The organism is Kitasatospora sp. NPDC032757 (assembly GCF_055579305.1).
The window spans coordinates 329,329-346,705 of record NZ_JBVINN010000003.1; the positions used below are offsets into that span (position 1 = coordinate 329,329).

Annotated in this window: 14 protein-coding genes; 9 read left to right on the forward strand and 5 right to left on the reverse strand. The window is 73.4% G+C overall.

The annotated features are described in order from the left end of the window. Window positions 1-9: 9 nt before the first annotated feature. Window positions 10-1,644 (reverse strand): alkaline phosphatase D family protein, encoded by a 1,635-nt coding sequence (locus tag ACZ5WK_RS07005; RefSeq protein WP_465545949.1) that lies wholly within the window; start codon window positions 1,642-1,644, stop codon window positions 10-12. Between the two features lie 191 nt (window positions 1,645-1,835). On the opposite strand from ACZ5WK_RS07005, the gene ACZ5WK_RS07010 reads away from it, so the two are divergent. Both ACZ5WK_RS07010 and ACZ5WK_RS07015 read left to right on the forward strand, forming a co-directional pair. Next, on the forward strand, window positions 1,836-2,426 hold the full coding sequence (locus ACZ5WK_RS07010; RefSeq protein ID WP_465545720.1) for a dienelactone hydrolase family protein: 591 nt from the start codon (window positions 1,836-1,838) through the stop codon (window positions 2,424-2,426). After that, window positions 2,426-3,643 (forward strand): hypothetical protein, encoded by a 1,218-nt coding sequence (locus tag ACZ5WK_RS07015; RefSeq protein WP_465545722.1) that lies wholly within the window; start codon window positions 2,426-2,428, stop codon window positions 3,641-3,643. Before ACZ5WK_RS07010 ends, ACZ5WK_RS07015 begins: the two co-directional genes overlap by 1 nt. On the opposite strand, the gene ACZ5WK_RS07020 is transcribed toward ACZ5WK_RS07015, so the two are convergent. Then, window positions 3,640-4,968 carry a DUF2252 domain-containing protein gene (locus ACZ5WK_RS07020; RefSeq protein ID WP_465545724.1) on the reverse strand — a complete coding sequence of 443 codons (1,329 nt, stop codon included), beginning with the start codon at window positions 4,966-4,968 and terminating at the stop codon, window positions 3,640-3,642. The genes ACZ5WK_RS07015 and ACZ5WK_RS07020 overlap by 4 nt on opposite strands. A 179-nt stretch (window positions 4,969-5,147) precedes the next feature. Between ACZ5WK_RS07020 and dnaE the strand changes: the two genes are divergently transcribed. Next, window positions 5,148-8,681, forward strand: a complete 3,534-nt coding sequence (dnaE, locus tag ACZ5WK_RS07025) for a DNA polymerase III subunit alpha (protein WP_465545726.1) — start codon at window positions 5,148-5,150, stop codon at window positions 8,679-8,681. Between the two features lie 57 nt (window positions 8,682-8,738). Here the strand turns inward: dnaE and ACZ5WK_RS07030 are convergent, their stop codons facing one another. Further along, window positions 8,739-9,626 (reverse strand): LysR family transcriptional regulator, encoded by an 888-nt coding sequence (locus ACZ5WK_RS07030; protein WP_465545728.1) that lies wholly within the window; start codon window positions 9,624-9,626, stop codon window positions 8,739-8,741. A 72-nt stretch (window positions 9,627-9,698) separates the two neighbouring features. On the opposite strand from ACZ5WK_RS07030, the gene ACZ5WK_RS07035 reads away from it, so the two are divergent. The 6 genes from ACZ5WK_RS07035 to ACZ5WK_RS07060 all read left to right on the forward strand — a co-directional run bounded on the left by ACZ5WK_RS07035 (window position 9,699) and on the right by ACZ5WK_RS07060 (window position 16,067). Continuing rightward, window positions 9,699-10,598 carry a dihydrodipicolinate synthase family protein gene (locus tag ACZ5WK_RS07035; RefSeq protein WP_465545730.1) on the forward strand — a complete coding sequence of 300 codons (900 nt, stop codon included), beginning with the start codon at window positions 9,699-9,701 and terminating at the stop codon, window positions 10,596-10,598. A 109-nt stretch (window positions 10,599-10,707) separates the two neighbouring features. Then, complete coding sequence (locus ACZ5WK_RS07040) at window positions 10,708-11,754, forward strand: aspartate-semialdehyde dehydrogenase (RefSeq protein ID WP_465545732.1); 1,047 nt, start codon at window positions 10,708-10,710, stop codon at window positions 11,752-11,754. A 268-nt stretch (window positions 11,755-12,022) separates the two neighbouring features. Beyond that, window positions 12,023-13,246 (forward strand): NYN domain-containing protein, encoded by a 1,224-nt coding sequence (locus ACZ5WK_RS07045; protein WP_465545734.1) that lies wholly within the window; start codon window positions 12,023-12,025, stop codon window positions 13,244-13,246. 125 nt (window positions 13,247-13,371) lie between these two features. Continuing rightward, entirely contained in the window at window positions 13,372-14,370 is a 999-nt protein-coding gene (locus ACZ5WK_RS07050; protein ID WP_405365864.1) for an ABC transporter ATP-binding protein, read from the forward strand. After that, a complete protein-coding gene (locus tag ACZ5WK_RS07055) occupies window positions 14,367-15,179 on the forward strand; it encodes an ABC transporter permease (protein ID WP_396319349.1) in 813 nt (270 codons plus the stop codon). The genes ACZ5WK_RS07050 and ACZ5WK_RS07055 overlap by 4 nt, the downstream gene beginning before the upstream one ends. A 72-nt stretch (window positions 15,180-15,251) precedes the next feature. After that, entirely contained in the window at window positions 15,252-16,067 is an 816-nt protein-coding gene (locus ACZ5WK_RS07060; RefSeq protein ID WP_465545737.1) for a hypothetical protein, read from the forward strand. A gap of 28 nt (window positions 16,068-16,095) precedes the next feature. Here ACZ5WK_RS07060 and ybaK read toward each other — a convergent pair whose 3' ends face one another. Both ybaK and ACZ5WK_RS07070 read right to left on the reverse strand, forming a co-directional pair. Beyond that, on the reverse strand, window positions 16,096-16,590 hold the full coding sequence (gene ybaK, locus ACZ5WK_RS07065; RefSeq protein WP_465545739.1) for a Cys-tRNA(Pro) deacylase: 495 nt from the start codon (window positions 16,588-16,590) through the stop codon (window positions 16,096-16,098). 44 nt (window positions 16,591-16,634) lie between these two features. Beyond that, window positions 16,635-17,363 (reverse strand): LON peptidase substrate-binding domain-containing protein, encoded by a 729-nt coding sequence (locus tag ACZ5WK_RS07070; RefSeq protein WP_465545741.1) that lies wholly within the window; start codon window positions 17,361-17,363, stop codon window positions 16,635-16,637. Window positions 17,364-17,377 lie beyond the last annotated feature (14 nt).

Here is a 17,377-nt window from a genome sequence, read left to right on the forward strand (position 1 = left end):
GCCGACGGCTCACTTGACGGGCGAGTAGACCCGCTCGATCTGCTGGGTGCCGGACTTGGTGCGGTAGGAGCGCGTCCACGAGCTGGTGGCGTCCTTGCGGGTCCGGTCCGAGAGCACGTAGTAGTCCATCTGCGTCTGGCCCGGGGTGATGTCCAGGACGCCGTAGCCGTGCGAGTCCAGGTCGACCCACTTGATGTGGCGGTTTCCGGCCTTGATGGCCGCGGCGGCCGCCAGCGAGACCGTCTGCGGGGCGACCTTCAGGATGTCGTCGATGTTGTCCGACGTCACCGAGGTGACCACGAACTCGGTGGCGGCGCTGCCGGACAGCGGGTAGGTGGCGGCCTCGTTCGGGACGTCGGCGGCCCAGGCGGAGTGGATGTCGCCGGTCAGGAAGACGGTGTTGGTGATGCCGTTCGCCTTGAGGTGGCCGAGCAGCTCGCGGCGGTCGTGGGTGTAGCCGTCCCACTGGTCGGTGTTGACGGCCAGGCCCTCGCCGGGCAGGCCGAGCAGCTTGGCCAGCGGCCGGAGTATGTAGTCGGGCAGCGAGAAGAACGCGACGGGCGAGATCATCACCTCGTTGCCGATCAGCCGCCAGGTGGTGTCGGACGCGGTGAGCCCGGCCTTCAGCCAGTCCATCTGGGCGCGGCCGGTGAGGGTGCGGTCGGCCGAGTCGACGTCGCCGTTGCCGACCTTGACCTGCTGGGAGCGGAACGAGCGCTGGTCCATCAGGTGCAGGTCGGCCAGCTTGCCGTAGCGCAGGCGGCGGTAGGTGGTGCCGGCGATGGACGGGCGGACCGGCATCCACTCGAAGTAGGCCTGCTTGGCGGCGGCCATGCGGTCGGCCCAGTTGCCCTCGGTGCCCGGGGTGTGGTTCTCGGCGCCGCCGGACCAGGCGTCGTTGGCGAACTCGTGGTCGTCCCAGATCGCGATCGTCGGGATCTGCGCGTGCAGCGCCTGGAGGTCGTCGTCGGTCTTGTAACGGCCGTGCCGGGTGCGGTAGTCGGCCAGGTCCAGGATCTCGTGCGCCGGGGCGTGCGGACGGACCACGGTGCCGCGGGCGCAGAACTCGCCGCTCTTGTACTCGTAGATGTAGTCGCCGAGGAAGAGGAAGGCGTCGAGGTCGCCGCGGGCCGCGAGGTGGCGGTAGGCGGAGAAGTAGCCGGCCTCCCAGTTGGCGCAGGACGCGACACCGAGGCGGAGGCGGTCGAGCGCGGCGTCGGCGGCCGGGGTGGTGTGGGTGCGGCCGACCGGGGAGACGGTGGCGCCGGCGGTGAAGCGGTACCAGTACGCGGTGTCCGCGGTCAGGCCGCGGACGTCGGCCTTGACGGTGTGGTCGGAGGCGGCGGTGGCGGTCACCGTGCCGCTCGCCGCGATCCGCGTGAAGGCCTTGTCGGTGGCCAGCTCCCAGCGGACCTCGGTGTCCGGTCCGGTGGCGGAGCCGGGGACGGCCTCGGGGGTCGGGGTGACCCGGGTCCACAGCAGGATGCCGTCGGGGAGCGGGTCGCCGGAGGCGACACCGTGGAGGAACTGCGGGGCGGTCGCGGCCTGGGCCGCGGTGCCGAGGGTCAGTGGCAGGGCGGCGGCGCCGGCCGCGATGGCGGTGGCCTTCAGCACCTGGCGGCGGTGCGGGCGGGCGGCGGTCATGTCATCGACAAGGTCAGTCACGGCCGACAGGCTACCGGTCGGTAATGCTCTGTTCCATACGCTGAACTGACTGTTCGTCGTCGCTTCACCGGCGCGTGACGTCCCGCCACCACCTCGCAGACGGGCCGCCACCCGGCGGCCATGCGCGATGATGGAGGCGACGCTGCCCACCCTGCAAGGAAGTTCGACCCGTGGCCCAGATCCTGCTCCTGCACTCCGTCTACGGCCTGCGCCCGGCCGTCCACGCCGCCGCCGACCGGCTGCGTGCCGCCGGGCACACCGTGCACACCCCCGACCTGTTCGACGGCAGGACCTTCGACGACGTCGAGGAGGCCATGGCGTACAAGGAGGAGCTCGGCAGCGACGAACTGCTGCGCCGGGCCGTCGGCGCCGCCGCCCCGCTGCTCGGCTCCGGTGACGCGCTCGTCTACGCCGGCCTCTCGCTCGGCGGCTCGCTCGCCCAGAACCTCGCGCTCGCCGACGAGAAGGCCCTCGGGCTGCTGCTCCTGCACGGCACCTCCGACATCCGCGAGGACGCGGCCACCTCGATCCCGGTCCAGCTGCACGTGGCCGAGCCGGACCCCTTCGAGTCCGAGGACTGGCTGAACGCCTGGTACCTGGGCATGCGCAAGGCCGGGGCGGATGTCGAGGTGCACCGCTACCGGGGCGCGGGCCACGTCTTCACCGACCCGGAGCTGCCGGACCACGACGCCGAGGCGGCCGAGCAGACCTGGGCCGTCGCGCTGGACTTCCTGGCGGAGCTGGACGAGCAGGAGGGCTGATGGGCCGGGGGGTGAGGTACGCGCCGGCCGGCACGCTGCCGGGGCTGCTGCAGCGCGGGCGGGGGCTGGGCGCGCGGATGGCCGCGGAGAATCCGGCGGCGGCCGGCGAGCTGGTGCACGGGTGCATCCGCCGGGACTGGCGGTGGGACTCCGTCGATCAGCGGGCGCTGTACCTGGCGCGGCTGGTCCGGGACCTGGCGCTGCCGCTCGGCCCGGTGACCGAGTTGCTGGCGGGGGACGAGGACACCTGCGAGCGGGCCACCAGGGTGCTGGGGCTGCTGGCGCTGGGGGGCTCGGCCGAGGCGCGGGAGGCGCTGCGGGCGTACGTCCGGGACGGGGAGCACTGGGTCGCGGCGCTCGAGGAGATGGCGCGCCGGTGGCCCGTGGAGTGGTGGGACGACCTGGCCGGGACCGCGCGGGACAGGGCGGGGCGGGGCGGGGACGACCGGTGGGGGCAGCCGTGGGACCGCTGGGGGCCGGCCGCGCCGCGCCCGGTGCGCGGGCCGGGTCGGCCGCAGCCGTTGGCGGAGGTGGGCAACGCCGGGCTGCTGGAACTGCTGGCGGATCCGGATGAGCCGGAAGAACGCAGGACGGCTGCGCTCGACGTGCTCGATGACCGGGGGCCGGAGCCCGGGGTGATCCCGTTGGTGCCGTCGCTGGGGACGGCGGACGGCAAGCACCTGCTGTGGCCGGCGATCGGGGTGGTGGAGAAGCTGGGGACGTCGGCCGTGCCGGCGGCCCGGGAGTGGGCCGCCGCGGCGGAGCCGGCGTGGCTACGGCTGCTGGGACACAACGTGCTGGCCGACCACGGGGAGGCCGAGGACGTTCCGGTGCTGGTCGCCGAGCTGGAACGGGACTGGGTGGAGCGCCGCTGGTGCGGGCCGCGGAGGACGGCCAGGGGGCTGCGGCGGTTCGGGGCCGGGGCCGGGGACGCCGTGTCGCTGCTGCGGCGGTTCTGGCTGTGGACGCCGCACTCCTACGAGCGGGCCTCCTACCTGGAGGCGCTGGCCGCGATCGGCCCGGCCGGGCTCGCCGAGGTGTACGTCGAGTGCCTCTGGGAGTGCGAGGACGACGCCCGGCTGCTCGGGATCGCGCACGCCCCGGACGGGGCCGAGGTGCGCGAGCGGCTGGTGTACCTGCGGGACGACGCCATGGAGGAGCCCGAGGTCAGGGCCGCCGCCGGGGCTCGGCTGGCGGCCCTGACCGGATCGCCCTAGAGGCCGGGGATGCGGCCGTTGCGGTAGAGGTCCACGAAGAGCTGGTGGTCCTGACGGGCCCGGGCGCCGTACGCGTGGGCGAAGTCCACCAGTGCCGCGGTGAAGCCGGCCTCGTCGCGGGCGATGGCGGCGTCGATGGCGTGTTCGGTGGAGAACGGCACCAGGCTGTGGCCGCTGGAGGACTCGTCGGCGGCGGCGTGCATGGTGGCGGTCGCGCGGCCGAGGTACTCGGTGACGGCGAGCAGGTCGTTCAGCTCGTTGAGGTCCGTCCAGTCGAGGTCGGTGGCGTACGGGGAGACCTCGGCGACCAGCTGGCCGTGGCCGTGCAGGGTGGTGTACCCGAGCCACGGGTCGCTGTGGGCCTGGAGGGCGCGCTGGGAGATGACCGTGCGGTGGCCCTCGTGCTCGAAGTAGCCGGCGATCGCCGGGTCGGTGACGTGGCGGGACACGGCCGGGGTCTGGCCCTGCTTCATGTAGATGATCACGTCGTTCTCGAGCGCGTCGGTGTGCCCCTCCAGCAGCAGGTTGTAGGAGGGCAGGCCGGCGCTGCCGATCCCGATGCCTCGGCGGCCGACCACGTCCTTGACCCGCAGCGACTCGGGCCGGGTCCGGGAGGCGGGCGGCAGGGTGGCGAGGTAGTTCTCGAAGGCGGCCAGCACCTCGGCCCGGGTGGGCTCGTCCAGCTCGATCGCGCCGCCCCCGGTGCGGAAGCGGCGGTCGTAGCCCTCGACCACGGTCTCGGACTCCAGCAGCGCGACCCGGGTCTGCAGCCGGGCCTGGCGCAGGGTGTCCAGGACCGGGCCGGTCGCGGTGTCCAGGGTGAACGGCGCGGCGTCGCCGGCGCGGACGTGGGCGGCGATCTGGGCCCGGTACGCGGTGGCGAAGGCGGTGACCAGCTGGGTGATCGTCTCGTCGGAGAGCGCCTTGGCGTAGCCGATCAGCGCCAGCGAGGCGGCCAGCCGCTGGACGTCCCAGGTGAAGGCGCCGACGTAGGCCTCGTCGAAGTCGTTGACGTTGAAGACCAGGCGGCCCTCGGCGTTGAGGTAGGTGCCGAAGTTCTCGGCGTGCAGGTCGCCGTGGATCCAGACCCGGCTGGTGCGCTCGTCCAGGAAGGCGGCGCCGTACCCGGCGAAGGGGCCGTCCGCGAGGTCGGCGTAGTAGAGCCCCGCGGTGCCCCGGTAGAAGGCGAAGGCGGAGGCGGCCATCTTCCGGAACTTCACCCGGAAGGCCGCCGGGTCCTTGGCGAGCAGGTCACCGAAGGCCGTGTCGAAGACGCTCAATATGGTCTCGGCACGGTGGTCGGCGGCGGGCTGGGGGTGAGCCATGGGAAGGCATCCTCTGGGAGAGTGACGAGCTGGGCCGGAGGCTAGAGTAGGGGCGTGAACGTGTGAGTGCCGGTCCGGGCCCCTGGTGAGGCGGCTCGGGCCTCATATGTTTCCAGGACCTTTCGTGACCTGCGCGTTCGCCGGCCAGCCAGACAGCACAAGCCTCCGGAGGCCCCGCCTTGAGCGATCAGCCGTACGCGCACCTGCACGTCCACACCGAGTACTCGATGCTGGACGGTGCCGCCCGGCTGAAGCAGTTGTTCAAGGAGGTCGAGCGGCTGGGCCAGACCCATGTCGCGATGACCGACCACGGCAACATGTACGGCGCCGCCGAGTTCCACAAGCAGGCCACCGCCGCCGGCATCACCCCGGTGATCGGCATCGAGGCGTACGTCGCGCCGGAGTCCCGCTCCAACACCAAGCGCGTCCTCTGGGGCCAGCCGCACCAGAAGAAGGACGACGTCTCGGCGTCCGGCGCCTACACCCACAAGACCATCTGGGCCCGGAACAAGGAGGGCCTGCACAACCTCTTCAAGCTGACCTCGCGCTCGTACGCCGAGGGCTGGCTGGTGAAGTGGCCCCGGATGGACAAGGAGATCATCTCCGAGCACGCGGCGGGTCTGATGGCCACCACCGGCTGCCCCTCCGGCGAGGTGCAGACCCGGCTGCGGCTCGGCCAGTTCGACGCGGCGCTGAAGTCCGCCGCCGAGTACCAGGAGATCTTCGGCAAGGAGAACTACTTCCTGGAACTGATGGACCACGGCCTCGACATCGAGAAGCGGGTCCGCGACGGGCTGCTGGAGATCAGCAGGAAGCTGAACATCCCGCCGGTGGTCACCAACGACTCCCACTACACCACCGAGGCCGACGCCGGCGCCCACGACCTGCTGCTGTGCGTGCAGACCGGCAAGAACCTCTCCGACCCGGACCGCTTCCGCTTCGACGGCACCGGCTACTACATCAAGTCGGCCGCCGAGATGTACGGGCTGGACTCCTCCGACGCCTGGCAGGAGGGCTGCCGCAACAGCCAGCTGCTGGTGGCGCAGCGGGTCGACACCGCCGGCATGTTCGAGTTCAAGAACCTGATGCCGCGCTTCCCCATCCCGGAGGGCTACGAGTCCGAGGCGGACTTCTTCAAGGCCCAGGTGTGGAAGGGCATGGACTGGCGCTTCCCGAACGGGTACGACGAGGAGCACAAGAAGCTCGCCGAGTACGAGATGGACACCATCATCCAGATGGGGTTCCCGGCGTACTTCCTCGTGGTCGCCGACTTCATCATGTGGGCGAAGAGCCAGGGCATCGCGGTGGGCCCCGGCCGTGGTTCGGCGGCCGGCTCGCTGGTCGCGTACGCGATGGGCATCACCGACCTCGACCCGATCCCGCACGGCCTGATCTTCGAGCGCTTCCTCAACCCCGAGCGCATCTCCATGCCCGACGTCGACATCGACTTCGACGAGCGCCGGCGCGGTGACGTGATCCGGTACGTGACGGAGAAGTGGGGCTCCGACAAGGTCGCCATGATCGTCACGTACGGCACCATCAAGGCGAAGGCCGCCATCAAGGACTCCTCGCGGGTCCTCGGCTACCCGTACGCGATGGGCGACCGGATCACCAAGGCGATGCCGCCGGACGTCATGGGCAAGGGCATCCCGCTCTCCGGCATCACCGACTCCTCGCACCCGCGCTACAGCGAGGCCGGCGAGATCCGCGGGCTGTACGAGAACGACCCCGACGTCCGCAAGGTGATCGACACCGCCCGCGGCATCGAGGGCCTGATCCGCCAGCCCGGCGTGCACGCGGCCGGCGTCATCATGTCCGCCGAGCCGCTCACCGACCACATCCCGGTCTGGACCCGGCACACCGACGGCGTCACCATCACGCAGTTCGACTACCCCACCTGCGAGGGCCTCGGCCTTCTCAAGATGGACTTCCTCGGCCTGCGCAACCTGACGATCATGGACGACGCCGTCAAGGCGATCGAGAAGAACAAGGGCGTCAAGATCAACCTGCTTGATCTGCCCCTGGACGACAAGCCCACCTACGAACTGCTCGCCCGCGGCGACACGCTCGGCGTCTTCCAGCTCGACGGCGGCCCGATGCGCTCGCTGCTGCGCCTGATGAAGCCCGACAACTTCGAGGACATCTCCGCCGTCCTCGCGCTCTACCGACCGGGCCCGATGGGCGTCAACTCGCACACCAACTACGCACTGCGCAAGAACGGCCAGCAGGAGATCACCCCGATCCACCCGGAGCTGGAGAGGCCCCTGGAGGAGATCCTCAAGCCGACGTACGGCCTGATCGTCTACCAGGAGCAGGTGCAGAAGGCCGCGCAGATCCTGGCCGGCTACTCGCTCGGCCAGGCGGACCTGCTGCGCCGGGCGATGGGCAAGAAGAAGAAGGAGATCCTGGAGGCCGAGTTCGTCCCGTTCCGGAAGGGCTGCCGCGAGCACGGCTACTCGGACGCGGCGATCCAGGCGGTCTGGGACGTCCTCGTCCCCTTCTCCGGCTACGCGTTCAACAAGGCGCACACCGCCGGGTACGGACTGGTCTCGTACTGGACGGCCTACCTCAAGGCCAACTACCCGGCCGAGTACATGTCCGGCCTGCTCACGTCCGTCAAGGACGACAAGGACAAGTCGGCGGTCTACCTCAACGAGTGCCGCAAGATGGGCATCCAGGTGCTGCCGCCGGACGTCAACGAGTCGGACTCCGACTTCACCCCGCACGGCAACGAGCTGGTGCGGTTCGGCCTCACGGCCATCCGCAACGTCGGCGGGCCGGTGGTGGACTCGATGATCCGCACCCGGAAGTCCAAGGGGAAGTTCGGTTCCTTCCCGGACTTCCTGGAGAAGGTGGAGTCGGTGGTCTGCAACAAGCGGACCGTCGAATCGCTCATCAAGGCGGGTGCCTTCGACTCGCTCGGGCACACCCGCAAGGGCCTCACCGCGCAGTTCGAGCCGATGATCGACAACGTCGTCGGGGTCAAGCGCAAGGAGGCCGAGGGCCAGTTCGACCTCTTCGGCGGCGACGCGGTCAGCGACGAACCGAGCTTCGGGCTGGACGTGGTCTTCTCCGAGGAGGAGTGGGACAAGTCCTTCCTGCTCACCCAGGAACGGGAGATGCTCGGCCTGTACGTCTCCTCGCACCCGCTGCACGGGATCGAGCACGTGCTCGCCGACAAGGCGGACTGCGCGGTCGCCGACCTGGCGGAACGGCCGGACGGCACCATCGTCACCATCGGCGGCATCATCTCGGGCCTCCAGCGGAAGATGACCAAGCAGGGCAACGCCTGGGCCATCGCCACCGTGGAGGACCTGGCCGGCTCGATCGACTGCATGTTCTTCCCGGCCAGCTACCAGCTGGTCTCCTCCCAACTCGTCGAGGACGCCGTGGTGTTCGTCCGCGGCAAGCTGGACAAGCGGGAGGACGTGCCCCGGCTGATGGGCATGGAGCTGTCCGTCCCGGACCTCTCCAACGCGCACGCCGAGGCGCCGATCGTCATCAACATCCCGAGCGGGAAGGTGACGCCGCCGCTGGTCGCCAGGCTCGGGGAGGTGCTGAGCAGCCACAAGGGGACGACCGAGGTGCGGCTGCGGCTGGAGGGGACGCGCAGCACCACGGTGCTGCGGCTGGACCGGCACCGGGTGAAGTCGGACCCGGCGCTGTTCGGGGACCTCAAGCAGCTGCTCGGGCCGAGCTGCCTGGCGGGCTGAACCCCCACCCGGTGGCGGGCCGCCGGGGCCGCCACCGGAGGGGTGGTGACCCGCCGGTCAGGACCGGCCGCCGAGGCCCGGCGGCACCGCCGTGTGCAGGGCCGAGACGAAGGCCGAGATCGCCGGGTGGGAGCCCGCGCCCGCGCGGAAGGCGGCGCGGGTGCGGCGGTACATCGGCAGGCGCGTGAGGACGACGCCGGGCGGGGTCTGCGCGGTGCCCAGGTGGGGGACGAGCGCGACGCCCTGGCCGGCCGCCACCAGGGCGAGCACGGTGGCGAAGTCGTCGATCTGGTGCCGGATGCGAGGCGCGAAGCCGGCGCTCTCGCAGGCCCGGACGGCCATGCTGTGGCAGAGCGTCCCGCGCGGCGCCATGATCCACGGCGCCGAGCGCTGCTCGGCGACCGTGCCCGCCCGCCGCGCCGCCAGGTACATCGGCTCGGTGAAGACCGGGCGGGTCACCGCCAGGCCGGGCTCCGGGTCGGCGGGCACCAGGTCGTACTCGTGCACCAGCGCGACGTCCAGTTCGCCCGCGCGCAGCGCCGCCGCCACGGCCGCCGGGTCCACCTCCGTCACCATCGGCTCCAGGCCGGGGTGCCAGCCGGCCAGCTCGGCGAGGAGCGCGGGGATGATCGCCCGGGCCGCCGACGGATAGGTGCCGATCCGCAACGGGCCGGCCAACCCCTCCCGGGCGTGGGCGAGTTCGGCGTCCGCCTGCTCCAGCCGCTCCAGCACCGCCTCGGCGTGCCGGACCAGGCCGAGCCCGGCCGGCGTCAGCGCCACCCGGCGGCCGGTGCGCTCCAGCAGCGGGACGCCGGCCTCCTTCTCCAGGACGGACAGCTGCTGGGAGACCGCCGAAGGGCTGAACGAGAGCGCCTCGGCGACGGCGGCGATGGTGCCGAGGTGGGCGAGTTCGCGCAGCAGGCGCAGGCGTCGGACATCGAGCATCGGCTCAGCTTACGAGAAGCGTCACCAATGTGAACTGGACCTGGGGGATCCGGGGCCCGCAGGATCATGGGCATGGAGCACACGGTTCTCAAGGGCATCTACGTCCCGCTGGTCACCCCGTTCGCCGCCGACGGCTCGGTGGCGCTGGACGCACTGGAAAAGCTGGCCGGCTCGGTGCTGGACGACGGCGCGGCCGGGCTGGTGGCGCTCGGCACCACCGGCGAGCCGGCCACGCTGAGCGCGGACGAGCGGCGCGCGGTGACGGAGGTCTGCGCGTCGGTCTGTGCCGGGCGCGGTGCGCAGCTGCTGGTCGGCGTCGGCGGGGCCGGCACCCGGGCGGTCGCCGAGGAGCTGGCCTGGCCGGCCGGGCGGGTGCCGGGGGCGGTGGCCGCGCTGGTCACCGTGCCGTCGTTCGTCCGTCCGGGCGAGGCCGGGACGATCGCGCACTTCCGGGCGCTGGCCGAGGCGAGCCCGGTGCCGCTGGTCGCGTACCACATCCCGTACCGGACGGGGCAGCAGCTGACGGCTGCTGCGCTGCTGGAGCTGGCGGCCGTCCCGGGCATGGCGGGCGTCAAGTACGCGACCGGCGGGCTGGACCAGGCCGCCGTGGAACTGCTCGCCGCCGCCCCGGAGGGATTCGCGGTCATGGCCGGGGACGACGTCTTCCTGTCGCCGCTGCTGGCGCTCGGCGCGGCCGGCGGCATCCTGGCCTCCGCCCACCTGGCCACCGCGCGGTTCGTCGAACTGGCTGCCGCCTGGGAGCGCGGGGACGTCCCGAAGGCCCGTGCGCTGGGCCGCCGGCTCAACGCCCTGGCGGTCGCCGCCTTCGCCGCGCCGAACCCGTCCGTGGTCAAGGGCGTGCTGCACGCCCAGGGCCGGATCCCCACCCCGGACGTCCGGCTGCCGCTGCTGCCGGCCGGCCCGGCGGAGGTGGCCGCGGCACTGCGACTGACGAGTGGTCTGGACCAGTAAGCGAGGCGTGGCCTCTCACACCGTGGAATACCAGGTCGCCCCGCCCGAGTGACAGGGCATGATGGGCGGAGTGCGGCTGTGACCAGCGACATCAAGAGGAGTAGTCGGAATGAAGATCGGCATTGTCGGGGCCACCGGCCAGGTCGGCGGCGTGGTCCGCGAGATCCTGGCGGAGCGCGCAGGACTTCCCGGTGGCTTGGGCCCGGTGGAGCAGCTCCGGCTGTTCGCCTCGGCGCGTTCGGCCGGGCGCACGCTGCCCTGGCAGGGCACCGAGATCACCGTCGAGGACGCGGAGACGGCCGACTACACCGGCCTGGACATCGTGATCTTCTCGGCCGGCGGCGCCACCTCCAAGGCCCTCGCCCCGAAGGCCGCCGCGGCCGGCGCCGTGGTGATCGACAACTCCTCCGCCTGGCGCCGCGACCCCGAGGTGCCGCTGGTCGTCTCCGAGGTCAACCCGCAGGCGATCGCCGACCGGCCCAAGGGCATCATCGCCAACCCGAACTGCACCACCATGGCCGCCATGCCGGTGCTGCGCCCGCTGCACGACGAGGCCGGCCTCGCCGCGCTGGTCGTCTCCACCTACCAGGCCGTCTCCGGCAGCGGCGTGGCCGGCGTGGCCGAGCTGCAGGACCAGGCCGCCAAGGTCGTGGACGGCGCCTCGGCGCTCGCCCACGACGGCTCCGCGGTGGAGTTCCCCGAGCCCAAGGTCTACAAGCGCCCGATCGCCTTCAACGTGCTGCCGCTGGCCGGCTCCATCGTCGAGGACGGCTCCAACGAGACCGACGAGGAGCAGAAGCTCCGCCACGAGAGCCGCAAGATCCTCGGCATCCCCGGCCTGAAGGTGGCCGGCACCTGCGTGCGCGTCCCGGTCTTCTCCGGCCACTCGCTGCAGATCAACGCCCGCTTCGAGCGCCCGATCAGCCCCGAGCGCGCGGCCGAGCTGCTCGCCGGTGCCCCCGGCGTCGAGCTGAGCGAGATCCCCACCCCGCTCCAGGCCGCCGGCCGGGACCCGAGCTACGTCGGCCGGATCCGGGCGGACGAGACGGTCGAGCACGGCCTCTCGCTGTTCGTCTCCAACGACAACCTGCGCAAGGGCGCCGCGCTCAACGCCGTCCAGCTGGCCGAGCTTGTGGCCGCCGAGCTGAAGGGCTGACGCCCCGGTCGCACCCGCCGGACCCCCGTCTCCGGACGGGGGTCCGCTGTGCTTCCGCAAGGTCCGCAGGGCCGCACCGCCTGTTGCCGGACCGCGACATCCGCCGAGGTTCGGCGCGCGAACCAGGGGTAAAGGTGACCCAACGATCGGGCGGCCACGGGCTCCCCCTCACCCCACGCGGGCCCGAACGCCGGGCGCACCGCCGCCCACCCGGTACCGCCGGCCGAGGCGGCGCCTGACCCCGAGGGCGAGCGAAAAGAGGTGCGCGATGGACCGCTGCGTCGTCCTGGTGGACGCCGGATACCTGCTGGGCGCCGCCGCCAGCCTGCTCGCCGGGGATCCGTCCCGCTCCAAGGTCACCGTCGACCACACCGCGCTGATCACCGCCCTGCGCGAGCGGGCCGAGGCCGAGACCGGCCTGCCGCTGCTGCGGATCTACTGGTTCGACGCGGCGCCCGACCGCCGTCCGATGCCCGAGCACCGCCGCCTGCGGGTCCTGCCGCGGGTGACCGTCCGGCTCGGCGCCCTCACCCGGGCGGAGGGCCGCTGGGTGCAGAAGGGCGTGGACGCCGCGATGCACGCCGAGCTCTCCGAACTCGCCCGCAACCGGGCCTGCGCCGACGTCGTGCTGATCACCGGCGACGGCGACCTGCTGCCCGGCATGATGTCCGCCAAGGAGCACGGCGTCGTCGTCCACCTCTGGGCGCTCCAGGCCGCCGACGGCGACTTCAACCAGTCCGAGGACCTGGTCGGCGAGGCCGACGAGCGGCGGGTGCTGGACCGGGAGTGGATCGAGGGCTCGTTCAGCCTGCGCGAGACCTCCACCGTCTTCCCCGCCCCCGGGCCGCGCCACGAGATCGCCAAGATCCTCGCCGCGCCGCCGGCCGCCCCGCCCGGTGTCGTCCCGGCGCCCGGCGTCCGGCCCGCGGCGGGCCCGGCGCCCGCCGCCGTGCCGGTGGCCAACGGGCGCCCGGCCGCGGCCGCCACCGCGCTCAAGGTCGTCCCGACGCCCAAGGACATCGCCGGGCGCGCCTCCGCCCCGCAGCCCGCCTCCGCCCAGCACCCGACCGGCCCGGTCCTGCGCTGGTCCTCCGACCGGGGCTGGGTCGAGCGGCCGGCCGCCGAGCAGGCCGTCACCGCCGGCGACAGCCTCCCCACCCTGGCCCAGCTCACCACCGCCGAACAGCGCTGGGCCGACCGGGAGGAGGACATCACCTCCATCGGCGGCGACGCCCACGAGGTCGGCCAGGTCTTCGCCCGCCGCTGGACCGAGCGGCTCGGCGACGTCGAGCGGCTCACCGTGCTCTGGCCCGACTACCCGCGCATCCCGCACCGGGTCGACGGCGAGCTGCTCCGCTACGCCGCCCGGTTCGGCCTGCTCGCGCACAAGGACGACCAGATCGACGAGCACGACCGGTACGCGATCCGGGCCGGCTTCTGGAAGGAGCTGGCCGGCCGCGTGCCCGGCGGGGACCTGGTGGTCGAGGACTAGTGAGCTGGTCCGGCCGGGCGCGCATCGCCGGACCCGCCCCGGGCGGAGGGCCGGGAGAGTGCCGGTCGCGGGGGAACGGGCCCCCTTGTCCGGTCCACGGGTTCCACGGCGTAAAGTCTTCGATCGTGGACGAGACGGCCGGGCGGGCACCCCAGGATTCCTCGCCGTGCTGTGCCGTACGCGACCTGGTCAAGACGTACCGCTCCGGGCGCGGCGGCCCCATCGACCCGATCAGGGCCAACGACGGCATCACCCTGACCGTCCGGCAGGGCGAGATCTTCGGGCTGCTCGGGCCCAACGGGGCCGGCAAGTCCACCCTGGTCCGCCAGCTCACCGGGCTGCTGCGGCCCGACTCCGGCTCCGTCGAGCTCCTCGGCCACGACATCGTGCGCCACCCCGAGCGGGCCGCCCGGCTGCTCGGCTACCTCGGCCAGGAGTCCACCGCGCTGGACGAGCTGACCGTTGCGCTCGCCGCCGAGACCACCGGCCGGCTGCGCGGCCTCGGCCGGGCCCAGGCCCGGGCCGCCGCCGACGAGGTGCTCACCGAGCTGGCCCTGGAGCCGCTCGCCCACCGGCCGCTCGCCAAGCTCTCCGGCGGCCAGCGCCGGCTCGCCTGCTTCGCCGCCACCCTGGTCGGGGACCGGCCGCTGCTCGTCCTGGACGAGCCGACCACCGGCATGGACCCGGTCGCCCGCCGCGCCGTCTGGACCGCCGTCGAGCGGCGCCGGGCCGAGCGGCGGACCGCCGTCCTGCTGGTCACCCACAACGTGATCGAGGCGGAGACCGTGCTGGACCGGGTCGCGGTGGTGGACGAGGGCCGGGTGATCGCCTGCGACACCCCGGGCGGGCTCAAGGCGCTCGTCGACGGTGACGTCCGGCTCGACCTGGTCTGGCGGGACGAGGCTCCGCTCGCGGTGCCCGCCGTCGCCGCCCTGGCCGAACGGGCCGAGCGCACCGGCCGCCGCTGGACCGTCCGCACCACCCCCGAACAGGCCCGCGAACTGGTCGCCGCCGTCACCACCGGCCCGGCCTTCGCCGCCCTGGACGACTTCACCCTGGCCACCCCGAGCCTTGAGGACGCCTACCTCAAGCTGGGCGGCCGCCATGGAGGACTGGCCAAGTGACGCTGCTCTCCGCGCCGCCGCAGACCGCTCCGGTCGAGGGCACCGGGCCCGCCCCGCTGGCCCCCGCCGCCCGGCTGCTGCCCGCGCTGGCCGCCGTCTACCGGGCGCAGCTGGCCCGGGCCAAGGTGGCCCGCATCCCGCTGCTGTTCGTGGCCACCTTCCAGTCGCTCGGCATCCTGGTGATGATGCGGGGCGTCGTCGACCCCGGGCAGACCGCGGCCGCGCGTTCGGTGGTGGCCGGCTCCAGCGTGCTGGTGGTCGCCTTCGTCGCGCTCAACCTGCTCGCCCAGTACTTCGGCCGGCTGCGGGCCACCGGCGGCCTCGACCACTACGCCACGCTGCCCGTCCCCGCCGCCTCGGTGGTGCTCGGCGCGGCCGCCGCGTACGCCTCGTTCACGTTGCCCGGCGCGCTGGTGACGGCCGCCGCGGGGGCCGTGATGTTCGGGCTGCCGCTGGGGCAGCTCTGGGTGCTGCTCGCCGTGGTGCCGCTGGCCGGTGCGGCGCTCTCCGGGCTCGGCGCGGCCTTCGGGCTGCTCGCCCCCCGGCAGGAGATCGCGACCATGCTGGGGCAGCTCGGCATGTCGGCGGCGCTGCTGCTGGGCGTGCTCCCGGTGGACCACCTGCCGCAGCCGGTGCTCTGGCTGCGCGACCTGCTGCCCTCCACCTACGGGGTCGAGGCCTTCGCCCGGACCTTCGCGGCCGACCCGGACTGGGCGGCGGTGGCGGGGAACCTCGCCGTCTGCGCGGGGGTGGGCGCGGTGTCGCTGGCCGTCGCCACCTGGGCGTACCGGCGGGCCACCACCCGGTAGGGCGCCGCGGGGCCGGTGTCCGCGGTGCGGGTGGCGGGGCCGTTCGGGCGGCTGTCGTGAAACGATGGGCCCGTGACCGTACCGAACACACCTCCGGATCCCCTGCGCGCGGCTGCGGGCACCGACGCGGACACCGCCGGCCAGGGCCCGGCCGCCGCCCCGAACCCGTACGCGCCGCCGCCGGCCCCGGACGCCGCGGGCATCCCGCCCCTGCCGGCGGGCGTGCACACCGGCCCGGAACGGCAGCCGGTGCTGGAACGGCTGCGGCCCGAGCTGAAGGTCGGCGCGATCACGCTGCTGGTCTGCCTGGTGCTCGGCGTGGCGATGGCCGCCCTCTGGGCGTGGCTGGCGCCGAAGGTGCCGCTGGTGGTCGACGGCAACAAGATCCTCTACGGCGACCCGGAGGGCGAGCAGCGGGCCGGCGCCGACAGCGTCTTCGTGCTGATCGGGCTGGGCATGGGCATCCTGACCGCGCTCGGGGCCTTCCTGGTCACCCGCCGCCGCGGCGGCGGGATCGCGGTCGCGGTCGGCCTCGCGGTCGGCGGCCTGCTGGCCTCGGTGGGCGCGTGGTCGCTGGGCCGCCGGCTCGGCCCGGGCAGCGACCTGGTCGCCGAGGCCAGGCGGGTCGGCAACGGCGGGCACTTCAACGCCGACATCGACCTGGGGGCGTACGGGGCGCTGCTGGCCTGGCCGATGGCGGCGATGGTGGTGCTGCTGGCGCTGTCGGCGGCGTTCGGCAAGCGCGAGGAGGACCCGCCGCCGTACTGGGCCGGGCCGTACGACGCGCCCCGGCCCGTGGACGCGCAGCCGGGCGTACCCCCGGGGACGCCGCCGGGCTCGGCGGGGCAGCCGCAGGACGCGCTGCCGCAGGAGGAGCACAAGCCCTGACGCCGCGCCCCGGCCCGCGGCCCGGGGGTCAGCGGCCGATCGGGGCCGTCAGGGCGCCGGTGACGGTGACGAGGTCGGCGGGGGCGAGTTCGACCTCAAGACCGCGGCGGCCGGCCGAGACGTAGACCGTCGGGTGGGCGAGGGCGCTGTCGTCCAGCACGGTGCGCAGCGGGCGGCGCTGGCCGAGCGGGGAGATGCCGCCGAGGACGTAGCCGCTGCTGCGCTCGGCGGCGGCCGGGTCGGCCATCGCCGCCCGCTTGCCGCCGACCGCCGCGGCGAGCGCCTTGAGGTCGAGCCGGCCGGCCACCGGGACGACGCCCACGGTCAGGACACCGTCGACGTCGGCGACCAGCGTCTTGAAGACCCGGTCGGCGGAGATGCCGAGCGCCTCGGCGGCCTCGCCGCCGTAGGAGGCGGCGGCCGGGTCGTGCTCGTAGGCGTGCACGGTGAACGCGACGGCGGCGTGCTCGAGGGCGACCGTGGCGGGGGTGCCCTGGCCGCCCTTCCTGGGCTTCTTGGCCATGGTGGAGGTCTCCGGGAACGGGAAGGCGGGCTCGGGAGGCGGGCTCAGTTCGGGCTGAACGACTGGCGGGTGAGGTCCACCGCCGGGAGCGAGGGCAGCCAGCTGAGCACGGCCGTCTCGCGCCGCAGCAGCTCCAGCTCGCTGCGCAGCCGCTGCGCGGTGTCGGGGCAGGCGAGCAGCCCCTGCTTGACCGGGGTCTCGAACACCGAGGCGGCGGCCACCAGGTAGGAGAGCACCTGCGGGTCGTCCGGGAGCTCCTGGTGGCCGACCGTGCTGGCCTCGCGGGCGCCGGCCAGCCGCTTCTGGTAGGCGCGGAAGGCCCGTTCGACGCCGGCGGCGAGCACGCTCGCGCCCTCGCCGGGCTCCTCCTCGATCGGCTCGATCTCGCCGGTCAGGTACGGTCCGCCGGTGTCCACCGAGCGGAGCCGGAACCGGGTGGTGCCGGTGACCAGCAGTTCGTACCGGCCGTCGGGCTGTTCCTGGGCGGAGGCGACGTCGGCGACGCAGCCGACGTGGTGCAGGGCCTCCAGCGGGTCGCCGGTGGCGGTGCCGAGGCCGTCGAGCGGTCCGGCCGGGCCGTCGTCGGGGCGGACCGGCGCGACCTCGCGGCCGTCCTTGATGGCGAGCACGCCGAACCGGCGCGGCTCGTCCTCGGGGAGGGCGAGCAGATCGGCCAGCAGACGGCGGTAGCGCTCCTCGAAGACGTTCAGGGGCAGCACCAGGCCCGGGTAGAGCACGGTGTTCAGCGGGAAGAGCGGCAGCCGTTCTGTCACGGCGGACAGCGTAG